At 27.9% G+C, this 18,722-nt stretch carries 18 protein-coding genes; 14 read left to right on the top strand and 4 right to left on the bottom strand.

The genetic code is table 4. The features are described 5' to 3' along the window. Positions 1-87: 87 nt before the first annotated feature. From EXC46_RS02150 to EXC46_RS02140, 3 genes are all read right to left on the bottom strand, one after another. A complete protein-coding gene (locus EXC46_RS02150; RefSeq protein ID WP_084262918.1) occupies positions 88-1,590 on the bottom strand; it encodes a phospholipase D-like domain-containing protein in 1,503 nt (500 codons plus the stop codon). A gap of 75 nt (positions 1,591-1,665) precedes the next feature. Continuing rightward, entirely contained in the window at positions 1,666-2,850 is a 1,185-nt protein-coding gene (locus EXC46_RS02145) for an MnuA family membrane nuclease (protein ID WP_027333368.1), read from the bottom strand. Between the two features lie 79 nt (positions 2,851-2,929). After that, positions 2,930-3,370: an RpiB/LacA/LacB family sugar-phosphate isomerase gene (locus EXC46_RS02140; protein WP_027333367.1), complete on the bottom strand. Its 441-nt coding sequence runs from the start codon at positions 3,368-3,370 to the stop codon at positions 2,930-2,932. Positions 3,371-3,487: 117 nt separating this feature from the next. On the opposite strand from EXC46_RS02140, the gene EXC46_RS02135 reads away from it, so the two are divergent. From EXC46_RS02135 to EXC46_RS02095, 9 genes are all read left to right on the top strand, one after another. Then, positions 3,488-5,536 carry an Mbov_0121 family peptidase domain-containing ABC transporter gene (locus EXC46_RS02135; RefSeq protein ID WP_027333366.1) on the top strand — a complete coding sequence of 683 codons (2,049 nt, stop codon included), beginning with the start codon at positions 3,488-3,490 and terminating at the stop codon, positions 5,534-5,536. Continuing rightward, on the top strand, positions 5,524-5,919 hold the full coding sequence (locus EXC46_RS02130; RefSeq protein ID WP_027333365.1) for an MAG1140 family protein: 396 nt from the start codon (positions 5,524-5,526) through the stop codon (positions 5,917-5,919). Before EXC46_RS02135 ends, EXC46_RS02130 begins: the two co-directional genes overlap by 13 nt. A gap of 20 nt (positions 5,920-5,939) precedes the next feature. Continuing rightward, positions 5,940-6,410, top strand: coding sequence for an rRNA maturation RNase YbeY (gene ybeY, locus EXC46_RS02125; protein ID WP_027333364.1), 471 nt, complete (start codon positions 5,940-5,942; stop codon positions 6,408-6,410). A 1-nt stretch (position 6,411) separates the two neighbouring features. After that, positions 6,412-6,810: a cytidine deaminase gene (gene cdd, locus EXC46_RS02120; RefSeq protein WP_044888832.1), complete on the top strand. Its 399-nt coding sequence runs from the start codon at positions 6,412-6,414 to the stop codon at positions 6,808-6,810. Between the two features lie 2 nt (positions 6,811-6,812). Further along, complete coding sequence (gene era / locus EXC46_RS02115) at positions 6,813-7,688, top strand: GTPase Era (protein WP_027333362.1); 876 nt, start codon at positions 6,813-6,815, stop codon at positions 7,686-7,688. Positions 7,689-7,761: 73 nt separating this feature from the next. Beyond that, positions 7,762-9,600, top strand: a complete 1,839-nt coding sequence (mnmG, locus tag EXC46_RS02110) for a tRNA uridine-5-carboxymethylaminomethyl(34) synthesis enzyme MnmG (protein WP_027333361.1) — start codon at positions 7,762-7,764, stop codon at positions 9,598-9,600. After that, entirely contained in the window at positions 9,601-10,035 is a 435-nt protein-coding gene (locus tag EXC46_RS02105) for a 23S rRNA (pseudouridine(1915)-N(3))-methyltransferase RlmH (protein ID WP_027333360.1), read from the top strand. A gap of 210 nt (positions 10,036-10,245) precedes the next feature. After that, entirely contained in the window at positions 10,246-11,988 is a 1,743-nt protein-coding gene (locus EXC46_RS02100; RefSeq protein ID WP_044888830.1) for an ABC transporter ATP-binding protein, read from the top strand. Then, positions 11,975-13,906: an ABC transporter ATP-binding protein gene (locus EXC46_RS02095; RefSeq protein ID WP_027333358.1), complete on the top strand. Its 1,932-nt coding sequence runs from the start codon at positions 11,975-11,977 to the stop codon at positions 13,904-13,906. Before EXC46_RS02100 ends, EXC46_RS02095 begins: the two co-directional genes overlap by 14 nt. Before the next feature lie 120 nt (positions 13,907-14,026). Here EXC46_RS02095 and topA read toward each other — a convergent pair whose 3' ends face one another. Then, a complete protein-coding gene (gene topA / locus EXC46_RS02090; protein ID WP_044888829.1) occupies positions 14,027-15,883 on the bottom strand; it encodes a type I DNA topoisomerase in 1,857 nt (618 codons plus the stop codon). Between the two features lie 252 nt (positions 15,884-16,135). On the opposite strand from topA, the gene rpsF reads away from it, so the two are divergent. The 5 genes from rpsF (at position 16,136) to rpsT (ending at position 18,617) form a co-directional block, all read left to right on the top strand. After that, positions 16,136-16,546, top strand: coding sequence for a 30S ribosomal protein S6 (gene rpsF / locus EXC46_RS02085; protein ID WP_044888828.1), 411 nt, complete (start codon positions 16,136-16,138; stop codon positions 16,544-16,546). Positions 16,547-16,566: 20 nt separating this feature from the next. Then, positions 16,567-17,130, top strand: coding sequence for a single-stranded DNA-binding protein (locus EXC46_RS02080; protein WP_052352993.1), 564 nt, complete (start codon positions 16,567-16,569; stop codon positions 17,128-17,130). A gap of 27 nt (positions 17,131-17,157) precedes the next feature. Next, the gene (rpsR, locus tag EXC46_RS02075; RefSeq protein WP_027333357.1) at positions 17,158-17,415 is read left to right on the top strand and encodes a 30S ribosomal protein S18; all 258 of its coding nucleotides are present in this window, start codon (positions 17,158-17,160) and stop codon (positions 17,413-17,415) included. Positions 17,416-17,516: 101 nt separating this feature from the next. After that, a complete protein-coding gene (locus EXC46_RS02070) occupies positions 17,517-18,299 on the top strand; it encodes a hypothetical protein (RefSeq protein ID WP_027333356.1) in 783 nt (260 codons plus the stop codon). 57 nt (positions 18,300-18,356) lie between these two features. Next, on the top strand, positions 18,357-18,617 hold the full coding sequence (gene rpsT, locus EXC46_RS02065) for a 30S ribosomal protein S20 (protein ID WP_027333355.1): 261 nt from the start codon (positions 18,357-18,359) through the stop codon (positions 18,615-18,617). Positions 18,618-18,722 lie beyond the last annotated feature (105 nt).

Genomic DNA, 18,722 nt, shown 5'->3' with positions numbered 1-18,722 from the left:
ACTATAAATATTTTAACATATTTTGCTTAAAATCGACTTTGAAAGGAAAGAAAAACAAACCCAAGACAGGTTTGCTTATCAATAAAATTAAATGAGTGGTTTAGTTCAATTAGCAAGAAATTTATTAAAGAATGTGCGGTTAGGCATAATTTCATCACCTCTTTGAAAGTGAATTGAAAATTGTTTATATCAGTTAAAGATTTGGACAACTTCATTAACTTGTTCGCCTTCAAAAACATCCATGGTTTCATACTGGCTGAACATACTTCTGCTATCCATATTATTGGTTCCTACTCATGCCACTTTTTGATCTATTACACCCATTTTTGTGTGTAAAAAGCTATTTTTAAAAATGTACAGCTCAAGCCCGTGATTCATTAAGTTTTGAGCTTCTTGAAGTGTAACTTTATAAACCATTTTTTTGTCAGGTAGACCAGGAATGAAAATTTTGATTTTAACACCTCTTTTGAGAGCTAAAATTATTTGTTTTTCAAGAGAATTGGTTAAAGAAAGATATGGAGTTGCGATCATTATTTCTTCTTTAGCATCACTAATCATTTTAAGCCAAAAGAATTCAGCTTCCGAATAATCTAACGAAGGTGAATCTGACACCAAGATTAAATTATTTTTATTTTTTTGTTCAATTTCAATCTTTGAATTAATATGAGAATCAATTTCAATTTTTTGATTTGTCACAATTTCTCAAAACTGCATAAAATGCATATTATAAGAATTTACATATGCACCTTGAATCATATAATTAAGATCAATTCAATGTCCATATTTCTTACTGAGTGATGCATATTCATCCGAAATGTTGTTTCCTCCAGAAAAAACAATTTCAGAATCTACAATCACAAATTTTTGGTGGTTACGGCTAAAGCTTTTTGAATGAATTAAAGGGTAATATATTTTTCCGATAAAAGCAATTTGAGCACCTTTTTTGGCTAATTTATTAAGAGCTCTCTTTTGCGAAAATGTGCAACCAAAATCATCTACAAGTCACTTAATTTCGACACCTTCTTCAAGTTTTGCAGTTAATAATGACATAATTTCTTCTGAAATTTCACTTTTTTTAATGATATAAGATACTATAAAAATGCTTTTTTGAGCATTTTTGATTTGATCAATTAAAACCTCATAAAAACGATAACCTTCAGGAAAAAGTTCTATATTTCCTGCTAAAACAACTCCATTATTAATTTTAGAAAGATCATCTAAAAAGCGAGAGTTATTTTTTCTAATTAATTCTGGATATTTTTTAAGATCATAAGATTTTCTTTTTAATATTTTGATTTCGTTTTTATTTACAAAAATAAGACCAAAAGTTAAGAATAAAATGTGACCTATTACTGGAAAGAGCAAAATAAGATAAATTCAACTTATTTTAGCATTAGTTTGTCTTTTTTGATAATAAATAATAAATACAAAAACAACATTAATAACATATAAAAAAACTAGAAAGAATCAGTTATATAAAACATTAATTCTTTGCATTAAAATAACAAAACCAGCTATTATTGAGCTAAATATAAATAATTGAATTAAAAATATTAAGATTTTCTTGAAATTTAATGGTGTCTTTTTCATATTTAAATTTTATTACAAACAAAAAGAAAAAGCAACAATAACAAGGATAATTCCTTTGTTATGTTGCTTTTAAGATTATTTATACTTAATATCTAAAATAATTGGTGCATGATCACTTACTTTTCTTGCTAAAGTTAAGTCTGTTTCGTCTTTAAATTTAATATTGTTTTGTTTTCAAATTTTAATATCTTCTCGCTTATTTCAAATTCCTTCGTTGTATAAACCAACAATATCGATTTTGTAAGGAGCATTTCCATTAACTGTGATATTTGTATCATTAGCATCAAAAAATAATCATTTATCATATGGATTAGCATACTTGCGTTTGTAATTTCCTTGTGCATCTGTCACACTCAATGAAGTGTTATATCAAGCATCATTAAGACGGTTTTTAAAATCAACATATGCATCTTGGATTCCGTATTTTGAAAATGATTCAAAAATTTCATTAGCTTTTGCTTTTAGGTTTGTATCACCGGCAAAAATAATATCAATATTATCATTCATTTTAGGTTTGAAAATATATTCATAAACCTCTTTAGCTTCTTTAATTTCTTGTGTTCCATTTTCTGTATACACTGAATCTTTAGTTTCTCCATTATTTGTATTAACACCAGGCGCATCAAAGTGTGCTATAGCATAATAGAACTGATAATTGTTTTCTTTAACACTAAATTTAGCAAGAAATGGCGCTCTAGCATACAAGTTATCTTTTGTGATATTTTCTTTGTAATCTTCGTATTTAATAATTGATGAATCATAGAAAATAGCATAATTTTCTTTAGAGTTAGGCATTTTTGGGTTAACTGCATCATCACTGTAAATAAATTTTCAGTTTTCACCTAATAATTTTTGAAGATTTTCTAAACTCTCAACTACGTTGGTTTTTCTATCTTTAGGATTAATATAGTTTATTTCAGTAAAACCAACAACGGATGAATTTGAATATAAAATTGCTTTAGCGATGTTATTAATTTTAGGTAAAAGCACTTTAGAATCATTATTTCCACCAAAATTAAGAATATTTCAATTCATTAATCTAATCTTGTTAGGGTCCAGTGCTAGTTTTCCATTTACGGTAGTTGGGTTAGGAACTTGTGATTCAGAACTATTAGTTTTTTGAGTGTTTGTTTTATTTTTATATAAGTAATGATATGCTGAATAACCACCTGCACCTAGCGCAACTAGTAAAGTAAGTGAAGAAATTAGTCAAGATGTACCTTTTTTACTTCTTTTTTTAGTGTTTTGTTTTTTAGTCATTTTACTCCTTTGATAATGAATAAACTATATTTTAACAAAATAAAAGCCATTTGAAATAAAGATCAAATAGCTTTAATAATTATTGTTCATCTAATTCTTTAATTCTAGCGATGTGACGTCCACCTTCAAATTGAGTTTTGATATATTCATCAACCATTTCTTTTGCTTGTTCAAAACTAACTTGTCTTCCACCAAATACAATTACATTTGCATCATTGTGTTGTTTTGCAAGATGTGCGTCTTCAGGTGTAGTAATACGAGCAGCTCTGATTCCTTTGTGTCTGTTCAGAGCATAAGAAATTCCTAATCCTGTTCCGCAAACTCCGATTCCAAAATCAGGTTTTCTTGATGCCATATATTCAGCAAGCTCTTTTCCTGCGTCTGCATAGCTCACAGGATTAGTATCAGTTGAAGGCCCAAGGTCTATTGTATCATACCCTAATGTTCTTACGTATTCTTGTAATTCTTGTTTTAGTTTGAAACCTGCATGGTCACTAGCTAGCGCTACCACTTTTTTCATGTTTTACTCCTTCTATACTTTTTAAGTAGGTTATTAAATTATAAACTTTTTTTGCTGATATAACAAATTGTGTTCTTTTTTTGTACATTTTTACAATTTTTTTATCTACTTAATGGTATGAAGAAAAATCAATATGACAAATTAGATTGTTCACTTTATGTTCTTAATTATTTTCTTGAGAAAGAAAAACTTTCTCCTCCTTCCATCAATGAACTTAAAAAAATAGCAGTGTTTAATCAAAACGGTATTTCATTAGAGGAATTAAAAAGAATTAGTAATATATATAACCTTGAAATAGATGTTTGAAATTGCGACTTTGAGCAGCTACTAAAACTTGATAAAGAATGCTTTCCAATAGCTGCAATTGTTAAAAATGTTGAACAAACACACATGGTCGTTATCGAAAGTATTTCAGACGGAATTGTTGCTTTTTATGATCCAGCTCAAGGTAATTTAAAAAAGAATTACAAGGACTTTTTGAGTATTTATTTAAATGTTTTAATCTCATTTGAAAAGTTATCAAAATGCACAGATAAAAAGATTTCCAACCAAAATGAGCAAGAATCAGATTCGTTACTAAAAAGAAACTTTACTATTACAAAGCAACATTTCATCATTCTTGTTTGTTATTTGGTTGCTGATTTATTGATGTTTTTAATTCCTTATCTAAACAAATTTTTAATTTCAAAAGTAATTCCTTACCAAGCAAATAACCATCTTTGATTTACTTTGAGTGTATTTTTGCTTGTATTAATTTTGTCAATTCTTGTCAAAATAGTAGTTGGTAAATATGAAAATAAAATCATAATTAAAACAAACTTTAGATATTGAAAAATTTTCATTAATAACCTTTCAACTCTTAATCGAAAATATTTGAATGTTTTTTCATCGTTAGAAATGAAAAATCGGTTTAATGCAATTTTGCAACTTTCTAAATTAAATGTTACTTTTATGCCTAATTTAATCAATGCAATAATTTCGATTTGTTTAGCTGTTTTTATACTCTATAAATTAAATTCGATATTAATGTTGAGTTTGGTAGTTTATTGTTTTTCTTGCCTTATTTTAGGCTTTTACAACAAGCTTTTTTATGATAAAAAATACAAAGAGCTGATTTTAGAATCACAAATTCAAGATAACTTATTTAACTGTTACTATGAAGTTTTAAAAACTGAACCTAATTTCTACTTATTAAAGCAACAACTATCCAAACTTCAAGAACAAAATAATAAATTAGAAGAGCAAATTTTAGGTTTTAGCTTCTTTAGTATCAACTTTAGTAGTTTTAATCATTTTTTAGAATACTTATTCCCATTTCTAATTATTTTCATTGGCACATACGAAATTTGAAACAGCAATTTAACATTTAATGATTTAATCTTTTTTATGACAGGAGCAAGCTTGCTTACTAGACCGATTAAATCAATACCAGAATTATTTATAAGTTTATCAGAACGAAATAAAAATTTAGAAATGCTTAATTTCTTCAATTGAAAACAAAATTCTCATAGCAACAACACTCAAAGAAATTTAAATGAAAAAATCAAACAAATTAAAATTAAAGAACTTAAATTTAAATATGAAAATAGCTACAAAGAAATACTAAATATTGAAAAACTAATTATTGATTCTCATTTAATTATCAAAGGAGCTAACGGAAGTGGAAAAAGTACTTTTTGCAAATTAATTACAGGAACATTGGATTATCAGCTAGGTCAAATTTCAATCAATAATAAAGATTTGGAAATATTTCAAAACAAAAGCTATTTAGAAAAAGTGTATTTAATAAATTCTAGTTATCTCAATATAAATTTAAGCATTTTAGACTTTCTAAATATAGAAAATCCAGATCGTTTTTGAGAATTTTTAGAAATAAATCAGTTGGTTGAAATTTGAAAAGACTTTCTTTTACCTAATAATTTGTTTCTTCCGCTTAATTCGCTTTCACAAGGTCAACAGCAATTTCTAAAAATTTTAAAAACTATGATGATTGAATATGACGTAGTTGTATTTGATGAAGCTTTTGAAAATTTTGAGCATTCAAAATTTGAATTTTTAAAAAATATTGTTAAAAATCATCTCCAAAAAGCAATTACGATTGAAATTAGTCATAATCAAAGATATCTTTTTGAAGATGAAGAAAAGGTACAGGTATGAGATATCTAAACTCAGTTAAATTCTATTTGTTTGAAATAATCGTTGGTGTTTTGTTAATTTTAGCTATTTGCTTTTTGCTTTGGATTTTATTTTTTTGAGAAATAGATGTCTATGAAAAATGTCTAATTAAAAAAGAAAATGATGAGCTAATTATTAAAAATATTGATTTTAATAAATTAGATCTTGAAAAAAGTTATAGTTTTTGATTCCAAATCAATAATTTATTTTATGAATCTTCGTTTCAAATCTCAAGAATTGAAAATAATAATATCTTTATTGATTCTGAACCGCTTTGAAACATCTTTGAAGCTAAAAACACGGAATTTATTGAGTGCGCTATTTCGATTAAAAAAGAACTAATTATTATTAATCTTTTGTCATTCGTTTTTTAATTTAATATAATTAAAATAGTATGCAAAATAACAAAATTGAATTAAATATCAACAATCGAATTAAAAGGGCAATAATTTTCGAATCTGAAATGCTTCAGATTGTCCAAAACTTTGCTCAATATTTCAAAATCAAAAAACCAATAATTTTAGATGTGACTATAGTTTCGCCACAAAAAATCAAAAAACTCAATTTTGAATATCGTGGTAAAGATTACGTTACTGATATTTTATCATTTGATTTTAGAGATGATCAACTTTATGACGGCTTACCATTTTACCATTTAGGTGAACTTGTAATTTGTTGAGATAAAGTTGAAAAGCAAGCAAAAAAATTCGGTCATTCTATTAAAAGAGAATTTTGCTATTTATTTACTCATGGTTTAGTTCACTTAAAAGGATACGATCATGAACTTGAAGATGAAAGAATAGTAATGAACAAAATTGTTGATGATATTTTTAATCCTTTAAAAATAACAAGAGAGGATCATTAAAATGACAAAAGTAGAAAAATTAAGAGACCTTTTAAAATATTCATATTCACCTTATTCTCATTTTCCTGTAGCTGCTATTTTAGTTGACAACGAAGGAAAAGAATTTTATGGTGTAAACGTTGAAAATGCAGCATATCCATCAGGTCTTTGTGCTGAAAGAAGCGCAATGTTCGGTTCAGTAGCTTACGGTGGAAAAGTAGGTAGTTTTAAAGAAATTCACATAATTAGTGGTAAAAACGAAATTATTAGTCCTTGTGCAGGTTGCAGACAAGTTATGACTGAATTTTTACCATTAGATGCTAAAGTTTATCAATATAGCAACGACGGTAAACAAATCCGTATTAATACAGTGGAAGAACTTGTTCCTTTTTCAATTAGAATGGAAGAAATTAAAATTTAATTATGAAAATTTGTTTCGCAAGTATTTTAGGAAGACCAAACGTTGGTAAAAGTTCATTACTAAATGCTATAGTAGGTTATAATGTTGCAATTGTCACAGATACTGCACAAACAACTCGTGATCAAATAACCGGGATATATACAGATCAAAATTATCAAATTATTTTTACAGACACTCCAGGAATTCATAAACCACTTAATAAGTTAGGAGAAGCACTTAATAAAAATGCTTATGACTCAATTAAAAATATTGATGTTTTACTTTTTTTAACACCAGCAGATGAAAAACTTGGTAAAGGTGATGAAATGATTCTTGAAAGAATCCAAGGTTTTGATAATAAAATTGCTGTTATTTCGAAAGTAAGTAAAATTAAAAAGAATTTAAACTTATTAACTGAAAAAATAGATGATTTACAAAAATATAACTTTAAACACATTGTTTCAACAGATATTGAAAATTACAATTCAATCGAAGAACTTATTAAATTGTTAAAAACTTTTGCTTACGAAGGTGAAAAACAATATGATGAAGATTATGTAACAGATAAATCAATGCGTTTCATAGCAAAAGAAATAATTAGAGAAGCAGCTATTAACCGTCTACATCAAGAATTGCCGCATTCAATTGCTGTTGAAGTGGTTGAATTTAACGAAGAAGATGACCATTTAGAAATAAATGCGATCATTTATGTTAAAAAAGATTCTCAAAAAGGGATGGTAATTGGCAAAAATGCTCAAATGATTAAAAACATCGGTATTGCTGCTCGTAAAAAAATTGCTTATCAATTTGATATACCTACAACTTTAAATTTAAAAGTTAAAGTAGCAAACAAATGAATTGATGATGATAAAACATTAACTAGATTCGGATATAAATAGAAAAACAAGTGTTTTGCTTACAAAAACATTTGTTTTTTTGTATTTTTGTTTTAAAATTAAATATACTATGAATATGAATAAAAAAGAGTTAAATTTTGAAGCAATTGTTGTCGGTGGTGGTCACGCTGGTGTTGAAGCTGCTTTTGCATTAGGGAACAAAAATCATAAAGTAGCTTTAATTAGTTTAGACTTAAATAAATTAGCTATGATGCCTTGCAACCCCTCGATTGGTGGTCCTGCAAAAGGTATTATTACACGTGAAATTGACGCTTTAGGTGGTGTTCAAGGTTACTATGGTGATTTAGCAATGATCCAAATAAAAGTGCTTAACGAGTCTAAAGGTCCAGCTGTAAGAGCTTTAAGAGCGCAAATTGACAAAGAAAAATATTCAAAATTAATATTAGAAGATCTTGAAAAACATTCAAATATAACACTAATTGAAGGAATTGTTACCAATATTCTAACAAACGAAAATAATGAGTTTAAAGCAGTTGTTTTAGAAGATGGCACAGTAATTAATGCTAATGTTCTTGTTATTACAACTGGAACATATATGAACTCAAGAATTCTCCGTGGTGATACCGTTACAATTAGTGGTCCTGATAATCAAAAAACTACTCCTAAAATTAGTCAATCACTAATTAATTTAGGATTTGAGTTACAAAGATTAAAAACAGGAACTCCTGCTCGTGTATATGCTGATTCAATCGATTTTTCACAAGTAGAAAAAGAAGAACTTCAAGACTGCTCTCTTTCATTTTCAAATCGTTCAGGTGTTAAAATAAGTGATCAAGTTTCTTGTTATTTAACTTATACTAATGAAGAAACTCACAAGATTATTGAAGAAAACATCGATAAATCTGCAATGTACTCTGGTTTAATAGAGGGTATCGGTCCTCGTTACTGCCCAAGCATTGAGGATAAAGTAATGCGTTTTAGAGACAAAAATAGACACCAAGTCTTTTTTGAGCCCGAAACAGTTGAAGGAGATATTATTTACGTTAACGGAATGTCTACTTCGATGCCAATTGAAGTTCAGGATAAAATGTTAAGAACTATTCCGGGGCTACAAAATTGTAGAATTCAAAAATGAGGGTATGCAATCGAATATGATGCTCTTAACCCGCTTCAAATTTCACCTTCTTTAGAATCTAAAGTGGTTAAAAACATTTTTACAGCCGGTCAAATTAATGGAACTAGCGGATACGAAGAAGCTGCTGCCCAAGGGTTAATTGCTGGAATTAATGCTGCCTTGAAATTAGAAAATCAAGAACCGCTAATTTTAAAAAGACATGACGCATATATAGGTGTTTTAATTGATGATTTAGTTACAAAAGGAACAAAAGAACCTTATAGAATGCTAACTTCACGTGCTGAATATCGTTTATTATTAAGAAACGATAATCCTGATTTAAGACTTGCTAAATATGGTTATGAAGTTGGTTTAATTAGCGAAGCAGATTATGCTAAAGTTGTTGCTAAATATCAACTTATAGAAGAAAAAATCGAAGAACTTTCAAAGACTTTCTTATCATCAAAAAGCGAACTTGCTCAAAAATACGGGATTGAAAATGGAGTTAGTTTATTAAAAGTTGTAGCTCGTCCTGACGTTCAAGCTGTTGATGTACTTGGTGATTTTCCATTTAAAAACGAACTAACCATTATGGTTAGACTAGATGGTTACATCAAAAAACAAGAAACTCAAGCACAAAAAATGATGCGTTTAGAAGATTTCAAAATACCTAGTGATATTGATTACGACGAAGTTTTAAATATTGCTACAGAAGCAAAACAAAAATTAAAACAAATTGATCCAAAAACAATCGGTCAAGCATCAAGAATTAGCGGAATCAACCCAGCTGATATCCAAATGCTTATGTTTCACATCGAAACAAGAAGAAATAAAAAATAAATGAAGCTTAATTTAATTGCTGTTGGATCATTAAGTAAAGAATTTAAAGTTTTGTTCGATGATTATGCTAAAAAAATTAATTTTTTTGCTAAATTAAATGTAATTGAGATCAAGGAACAAAAAATCGAAAATATTAATTTAAAAATCGAAAAAGAAACTCAAATGATTTTAGAAAAAATCCCTAAAAACTCGAAAGTCTACTATTTATCTCTACGTGGAAAACAACTAAATTCAGAAGAATTTAAAGAGCTTTATGTAGATGAAGATAATATAACATTTGTAATTGGTGGTTCAAACGGAGTGAATGAAGAATATTTTTCAAATAAAATTAATTTTTCGAAAATGACTTTTCCGCATCAATTATTTAGAGTTATGCTAGTTGAGCAAATATATCGTGGTTTTACAATCAAAAATAACATCACTTATCATAAATAAATAATAGATAAGGCAAAAAAAGAAAGCGCAAGAATATTTTTCTTGTGCTTTTTTGGTTTTTAAAAAACTAGAGAAAAAATTAATTTTTGATTGAAAACTATTCCATTTTTCTTATTTTTTAATCTTAAAATTGTCAAAATAATTGAGAAAAAAACAATATAATAAACCTAAAAATAATAAATTATTAAATATAAAAATAAGGAGGTTCAATTGAAAAAACAAACGATCCTAGGTTTAACCAAAAATTATCGAATTGATTCATTTTTTTCGATATTTTTTGTTTTAATAGAAATTGCTTGTGTTATTTTTATTCCAAAACTAACTCAGTGATTAATCGACTTTGGAATTAAAGAACAAAATACAAATAATATTTACTTATATTCAGGAATTATTTTAATTCTTGGTATTGTATCGCTCACATCAGGAATGTTGAGTGGGTTTTTTGCGTCAAGAGCAACAGCTGGATTAGGAAAGAATATTAGATACGCAATGTTTGAAAAAATTAGTAACTATTCTTTTGAAAATTATGATAAATATTCAAAAGGTTCGCTCATTGTGAGATTAACTAATGATATAACTAATGTTCAAAACGCTTACATGATGTCAATTAGAGCTTTAATTAGAGCGCCTTTCTTAATGACTGGTGCAATAATTATGGCATTTACAACTAATTTTATGTTAGCTTGAATCTTGGTTGCTGCTGTGGTTATTTTATCTATTATTGTCGGAATTATAATGTTAATAGCTTTTCCAAGATTTTATAAAATGCTTCGTAGCTATGACGAAATTAACAACAAAATCAAAGAAAACATTAGTGGAATTCGTACAATCAAAACATTTGTAACTGAAAATAAAGAAATCCAAGAATTCAAAGAAAAAACCGAAAAAGTTCGTAAATTAGGAATTGCAGCTGAAAAGTTAGTTGCACTCAACTCACCTTTAATGCTTGGTACTGTGTTTATTTCTTTATTCTCAATTATGCTTGTTTCAGCTAATTTAATTGGTAAATACCACGATGTGTCAAGTATTTCAACAGGTACTATTACAGCTTTTGTTAACTATATGTTTCAAGTTTTAATTTCATTAATGATCGCTTCTATGGTACTTGTGACAATTACAATTGCACAAGCTTCAATTAAAAGGATTAAAGAAATACTAAATGAAGTACCTTCAATTCAAAATCCTAAAAATCCTATTTATGAAATTAACAATTCAACAATTGAATTTGAAAATGTTAATTTTATGTACAAAAATAACAAAAGAAATACTCTTAAGAAGATTAATTTAACAATTTTACCAAAACAAACAATTGGTATTATTGGGTCAACAGGTAGCGGGAAAAGCACACTTGTAAATTTACTTCCTCGTCTTTATGATGTAACTGAAGGTGAACTTAAAATTGGTGGAATTAATGTTAAAGACTATGATTTAAAAACACTTCGTGAATCTATCGCAATTGTCCTACAAAAAAATATTTTATTTTCAGGAACAATTCGTGAAAATATTCGTTGAGGAAAAGAAAACGCAACAGATGAAGAAATAATCGAAGCGCTTAAAAAAGCGAGCGCATATGACTTTGTTTTCGACAAAAATGGCCTTGATACAGTTGTAGAAGAAGGTGGAGCTAACTTTAGCGGAGGACAAAAACAACGTTTATCAATTGCACGTGCACTTATTAAAAAACCAGAAATTTTAATTTTAGATGATTCTACTAGTGCTGTTGATAATAAAACAGATGCAAAAATTAGAGATGCTTTAAATAACGAATTAAAAGATACAACAAAAATTATTATTGCACAAAGAGTAAGTTCGATCGAAAATGCTGATAGAATAATTATTCTTGAAAACGGAAGAGTAACTGCTTTTGACAATCATAAGAATTTACTTGCAACAAATGAATTTTATAAAAATTTATATGAGGCACAATTAAAGGACAAAGATGAAATCGAATAATTATAAAGGTAAAAAAGCTAAATTTGATAAACGTACTTTTAAACGTTTACTCAAGTTAATTTGAGAAAACAACAGATTAACATATAGTGTTGTATTTTTATGTATTGTGCTTTCAACTTTAATTATTACCATCTCACAAGCGTTTATTGGAACAGTTTTAGTTAATAAATATATTGACCCGTATATTACCGAATACAAACAAAATCCAAATGCTATTTTTGATTGAAAAAATTTCACTTTCGCAATGATTTTCATTGGTTCACTTTATGTAATTGGTATATTAGCTAATTATATTTATTCAAGATTGGTTGTTTCTATAACACATAAAACTATTAAGAAAATTCGAGATGATTTATACATTCACTCACAAACCTTGTCATTAAATTTCTTTGATAAAAATCAAAAAGGAGACATAATTTCAAGGTTTACTAATGATATTGACTCTTTAAGGGAGGTGCTTTCTCAAAGTATTCCTCAAATTTTAAACTCAATCTTCCAAATTATATTTTCACTTGTTTCGATGCTTATTTTAAGTTGATTTTTAACAATTGTTATGCTTATTCTAGTATTTGGAATGTTTTTAATTGCTGGTCAGATTGCTAAAAAATCAGGAAAATACTTTATCTCACGTCAAAAGTCATTAGGATCATTAAATGGTTTTATTAATGAAATGATGGATGGAGTAAGAGTTATTAAAGCATACAACCATGAAAAAGCTTCATTATTAAATTTTAAAACTAAAAACGATCAAATGTATAACGATGACTTTAAATCTAAATTAATTGCAAATATATTAATGCCTATTATGATTAACATGGGAACAATAAACTTTATTGTAATAGCATTTACAGGCGGGATTACACTTGCTTATTTAGGAAATAATCAATCCAATGCTCTGAATGTTTTATCAATTAACCTTGGAGTATTAGTTTCTTTTCTTCTATATGCACGTAGTTTTACAAACCCAATTTCAACAGTTTCACAACAAGCTAACGCAATTATTAGTGGTTTAGCAGGAGCACAACGTGTTTTTGTTATTTTAGATGAAAAGCCAGAAGAAGATAATGGAACAATTACTTTAGTAAAATATGAAGATTTATCAAAACCAGCCTTAAGTAAAATAGACACAAAGGCTGCTTATTACTGACAAATTCCAGTTAAAGATGATTATATTTATCAAGTTGCTAAAGGTGAATTTTACTTTGATAACGTTTCATTTGGATACAATCCTGAAAAATTAATTATCAAAGATTTTACTTTAAGAGTACCAGTTGGTAAGAAGGTTGCTTTAGTAGGAGCAACTGGTGCTGGAAAAACTACAATTGCAAGTTTATTAAATCGTTTTTATGAAACAACTAAAGGTACAATTTATTTTGATGGAATTGATATTAAACAAATCAAAAAAGCAGATTTGAGAAAAGCTTTCGGTTTTGTCCTGCAAGATACTTCTTTATTTTCAAAAAACATTAAAGAAAACATTATTTATGGTTTAGACGAATTTGCTAGCCAAGAATATGAAGCAGCAGCTAAATTAGCTAATGCTCATGAATTTATTGAAGATATGGCTAATGGCTATGAAACATTTTTAGAAAATTCAGGTGAAAATTTATCTCAAGGTCAAAAACAATTACTATCAATTGCTAGAACAGCAATTATTAATCCGCTTGCACTGATTTTAGATGAAGCCACAAGTACAATCGATACAGAAACAGAGCGTAAAATCCAAGAAGCGCTTGATGAACTACTTAAAAACAAGAGTGCTTTCATTATTGCTCACCGTTTAAGTACAATTAAAAATTGTGACATCATAGTAGTTATGGATCAAGGCCAAATTATTGAACAAGGAAGCCATAAAGAGCTTCTAAAAAACAAAAAACACTACTATAAACTTTACACAGGTAAGATTGAATTAGAATAATCAAATTTAAAAAGCTCCAGATTTAAAAGGAGCTTTTTTTGTTAATTTTGCTTAACTTACTTAATTAAAGACAATAAAAAACCAGCTTTTAGGCTGATTTTTCTGCAAATAGTGATTATATTATTCTTCTTCACTTTCAATTGAAGGATTTAAAAATTTAATTTCTTCTTCAGTTAAACTTCTTGTGAATTTACACTTTGGAAAGTTTCCACAAGCTACAAATTGTTGTCCTTTTTTATTATTTCTTACTAATAATTTACCACCATCATTAGGGCAAGGTTCATCAATTTCGTGAAGTTTAAATTCATATGGTTCAATTTTTTCTTCTGCTTGAGCAAACTCTTCCAAAAATTTATTTCAGAATTCAATCATAACTTTATTTTTAGCTATTTCTGACTCAGAAATTAAATCAAGTTCTTCTTCAACTTCAGCAGTATAGTCTTCATTAATAATATTAGGGAACGCTTTAATTAAATTTTTGATTACAATTATTCCAAATTCTGTTGGTTCTAGCGTATTTCCTACTTTATTAACAAAATTTCTTTCTTTAATTATTTTAACAGTTGTAGCAAAAGTTGAAGGTCTACCAACTTTAATATTGTCTAATGCCTCAATTAAAGAACCGTCATTATATCTTGGAGCAGGTTTTGTTTCGTGATCTTCAAACACAAATTCTTCAACGTTAACAATTTGACCAAGATTATAGTTAGGATCTAAATCATCAACTTGTTTTCCTGTTACTACGTAGTAACCATCGAATTTAACTTTTGAATAAGTATTCTTAAAAATATATTCTTTAGCTTTATATGTATAAGATTTAACTTCACGAATCGGTTGTTTAATTAATGCTTGTAGCGTTGTTTCGTAAATTAATTTATAGATCTTATATTCTGCTTCACTCATTTCAGGGTAAAGAGCTTTTGCGCTTTCAGGGCTGAGTGCAACATTAGTGGGACGAATTGCTTCGTGGGCATCTTGATCACCACTAAAACCTTTTATTTCGCTTGCAATATAATCTTGACCTCATTTATCTTTAATAAACTTATGAGCTTGGTCAATAAAATCTTGACTTAAACGTGTTGAGTCAGTTCTAGGGTAACTAATTAATCCGCCATCACCATAACCTTCATAGAGTTTTTGAGCTGCAGATTGAGTACTTTGTGAACTGAGTGGACTTTTACGATATAAAACAGCTTGTTTAAATGGTAGAACTGCCGCAATAGTTCTTGTTGTAATTTTCACATCATCGACAAGCAATTCTTTTGGCATTTTTTCAAAATCTGATTTAATTTTGTCTAATTGTTCATCAAAAATTCAATCTTTTCTATCTGATGGATTTTCTGCATTATAATAATATGCTAAAACATCATTATCTAATAATTTAGCATGTAATTTTGAGTATCTTTCTGGTATAAATTTTTGAATTTCCTCTTCTCGATCAACAACCAATTTTAAAGCGATTGATTGTACCCTTCCAGCTGAAGCTGTACCAGGAGCATTTTTTAATTTTCCACGCATCAATGAGCTTAATCTAAACCCGATAATACGATCAAGCATTCTTCTTGCTTTTTGTGCATCTACTAGTGCTTGATCTAATTTTCCAGCTCTTTCGATTGATCTTAAGATTGCTTCTTTTGTAATTTCGTTATATTTAATTCTTGAATATTTATCTTCAATTTTGAAATATTCAACTAAATGACTTCCAATTGCTTCACCTTCACGATCAGGGTCAGTTGCGATATAAACATGATCAACTTCTTTTAAAGCAGCTTTGATATCTTTAACAACTGTTCTTTTTGTACTATCTAGACTATATTCAGGTTCTCAATTTTCAAAGTCTATTCCGAGACCAAAGATTCCGGTTGTTTTCATTTTTAATATATGTCCAACACTAGCAAGAACTAGGTAATCTGGACCTAAATATTTTTTAATTGTTTCAACTTTATTTGGTGACTCAACTATAACTAATTTTTCCATACAAATAAATATACATTTTTTTAAATTTTTCAAAAACTATTTTTTTACCGCAATTTTAAGAGCCACCTTTTTAAATGAGTAACTTTGTCTAGAAAGATTTTACTCAAAAGCTTATGAAAATTATAATAATGTGTTATATTATATAAGAGTATCTCAATATACTCCTTGGTTATTGTCTAATTGCACAAAGATGTGCTTTTAATTTCTCAAAATAAACAATAACCCAGATTATGACCATAAGGAGAAAAAAATATGATTAAATACGAAATTATGACAATCATTGATCCTAAAGCTCAAGTTTCTGTTTATGAAGAATTATTAAAAGATGTTTTCAAAAACGGAATCAAATCAGTTGAAAAGCTTGAAAACAATGAATTAGCATATGAAATCAACAAATCTAAACACGGAATTTATGTTTTAGCTCAAATAGAAGCAGAAGGTTCATCAATCGCTGAATTTACACGTAGAGCAAACATTATTAAAGAAGTTTGAAGAACATTAGTAATCAATTTAGATTCAGAAAAAGGTTTAAACTCAAAAGGAAACAGATTTTCAGGAAAAAGAAAATCAAATAAATTTTCAAAAGATTCACAAGCTCAAGGACAAAAACCTGCTTTCAAAGCACGTCCAAAAACAAGAAAAGCTAACGAATCTCAAGAATAATTTCATTGAAAAGAGGTTACATGATTAATTCAGTTATTTTAGTTGGAAGATTAACAGCAACCCCAACATTAGCCACAACATCTAATGGTATTTCTTATGTGAGATTTTCATTAGCCATCAATCGTCGTGGTAATTCAGATGTAACAGATTTTATAAATTTAGTTGCTTGAAGAAATACTGCAGATTATATTTCTAAATACGCAACCAAAGGTGCTTTAGTAGCTGTTGAAGGTGAACTTCACTCAAACACATATACATCAGCTACTACAAATTCTACAGTGAGAAGCTTCGATGTTTTAGTTAATAATTTTAGATTATTAGAATCAAGACAAGCATCACAAAACAGAAATGCAAATTATTCTAATCATAATTCAGAAAATTTTGCAACTAAAGGATTTACACCAAATTTCCAAAATCATGCGAACCAAACAAGTGAAATCGATTTTTCATCAGTTAGAACAAGTAATTCATCAACTATCAGTTCACCTATTTTAGATGATGAAGTTAACCCTGTTGCAACACACGATGTTGACTCATTATTTGATATGGACTTTAGTGGTGCAAAAATTCCAGATGAAGATTAATAATATTATTCAATTAAGGAGATAAAAATGGCTTACACAAAACGTAAAAAAGCTTTCCAAGGAAGAAAAAGAGTTTGTGAATTTTGTGAAAACAAAATTTTCTATGTAGATTACAAAAATGTTGAACTTCTTAAAAAATTCATTTCTGCTACAGGACAAATTAAAGGTAAATCAACAACAGGTGTTTGTGCTAAACACCAAAGAAAAGTTGCTACCGCAATTAAAAGAGCAAGATTTGTTGCATTAATGCCTTACACAATCGTTAGAGCAAGAATTAACAAATAATTCATTCCAACTAGCAATTTATTACTTTGTAATAAGTTGCTTTTTTTATTCAAAAAGAGTCTAATTTTGGTAAAACTTAAATTTGTTTTATAATTAAAATTATGAAATATGTACAAAAAGAACACAAAACACTTAAAGGTGTTTTCAAATGAACAATTAATGATGTTGTTTATGTTGCAAAAACAAATGCTAAAAGCGGTTTTTATAGTCGTTTTACATCACATTTCACCGCAATTAAACAATATCTTTTAGAGGTTGCGAAAAAGAGAAATAATTTTGATGCAGTATTTTTAAGTCCTGGATTTTTAAATAAATATTTATATACTAAAATAGTTTATGCTTTACTTCAAATTAATCCTGATGCTAAATATATGGCTGAAAATTTCAAAGATTACATTGATATTGAAATTTTAGAATCTTCTGAAGAAATTTATGATGAATTAGAATTGCAAAACTTGGAACTTAAGCACATTTTCGAGACAAAATGCTATATTTTTGGATTTAACCAAAACGAAACTTCTGCACTACTTTTTGATCGTAATATTCACAGAAATTCGGAATACACAGAAACAGAAAAAGTTAGATTAACAGCAGGTATCAAAGAGTTTTATGATAGTTTGGATAACTATACAAATGCAATCGAAAAGGCAATTGAATCTAACCAAAGACTTGATAACTGAACTGAATTTATTATTAAATATAATGGAATCAATTTAATTGATGCTTATAATGAATTATATTTCTTTGATCTTGTTTTCTATGAAACTTGAGAAAACTATGAAGCAATCAAAAATGACCATTGAGAAATATCTGAAAAGAATGAAGCTTTAAAAACTAAAATCGAAGAATATAATAAACATTTTAAAATCAATAATTTTATTTAAAAAAATTGTATAATATAACAGATTTTTCAAATTTTATAAAGAAAAAGGGAGGTTTAAATGGCAAACATTAAATCTAAAGTTAAAAGCATCGCTAAAATGGAAGCTGCTCGTGTAAAAAACGCAGCTATGAAATCTCGTGTTAAAACTGCTATTAGAAAAGCAAGAGAAGCTGTTTTAGCTAAAGCTGAAAACGCAGAAGCATTAGTAGCATTTGCACACAAAACAATTGCTAAAGCTGTTTCAAAAGGTGTATTTCACGCAAACAAAGGTGCTAGAAAACACTCACGTTTAGATCAATTTGTTAACTCAAACAAATAATCTTTCGATTATATTCGAAACAACTCCGATTAGCGGAGTTTTTCTTTATTTTGAGGCGAAAATATTGTAAAATAATAAATAATTTATCACATAATTTGAAAGGTG

The sequence above is a fragment of the Mycoplasmopsis glycophila genome (assembly GCF_900660605.1).
Lineage (GTDB): Bacteria > Bacillota_I > Bacilli_A > Mycoplasmatales > Metamycoplasmataceae > Mycoplasmopsis > Mycoplasmopsis glycophila.
Note: the sequence above shows the minus strand (reverse complement) of the source record. Positions and strands in the feature narration are given on the sequence as shown.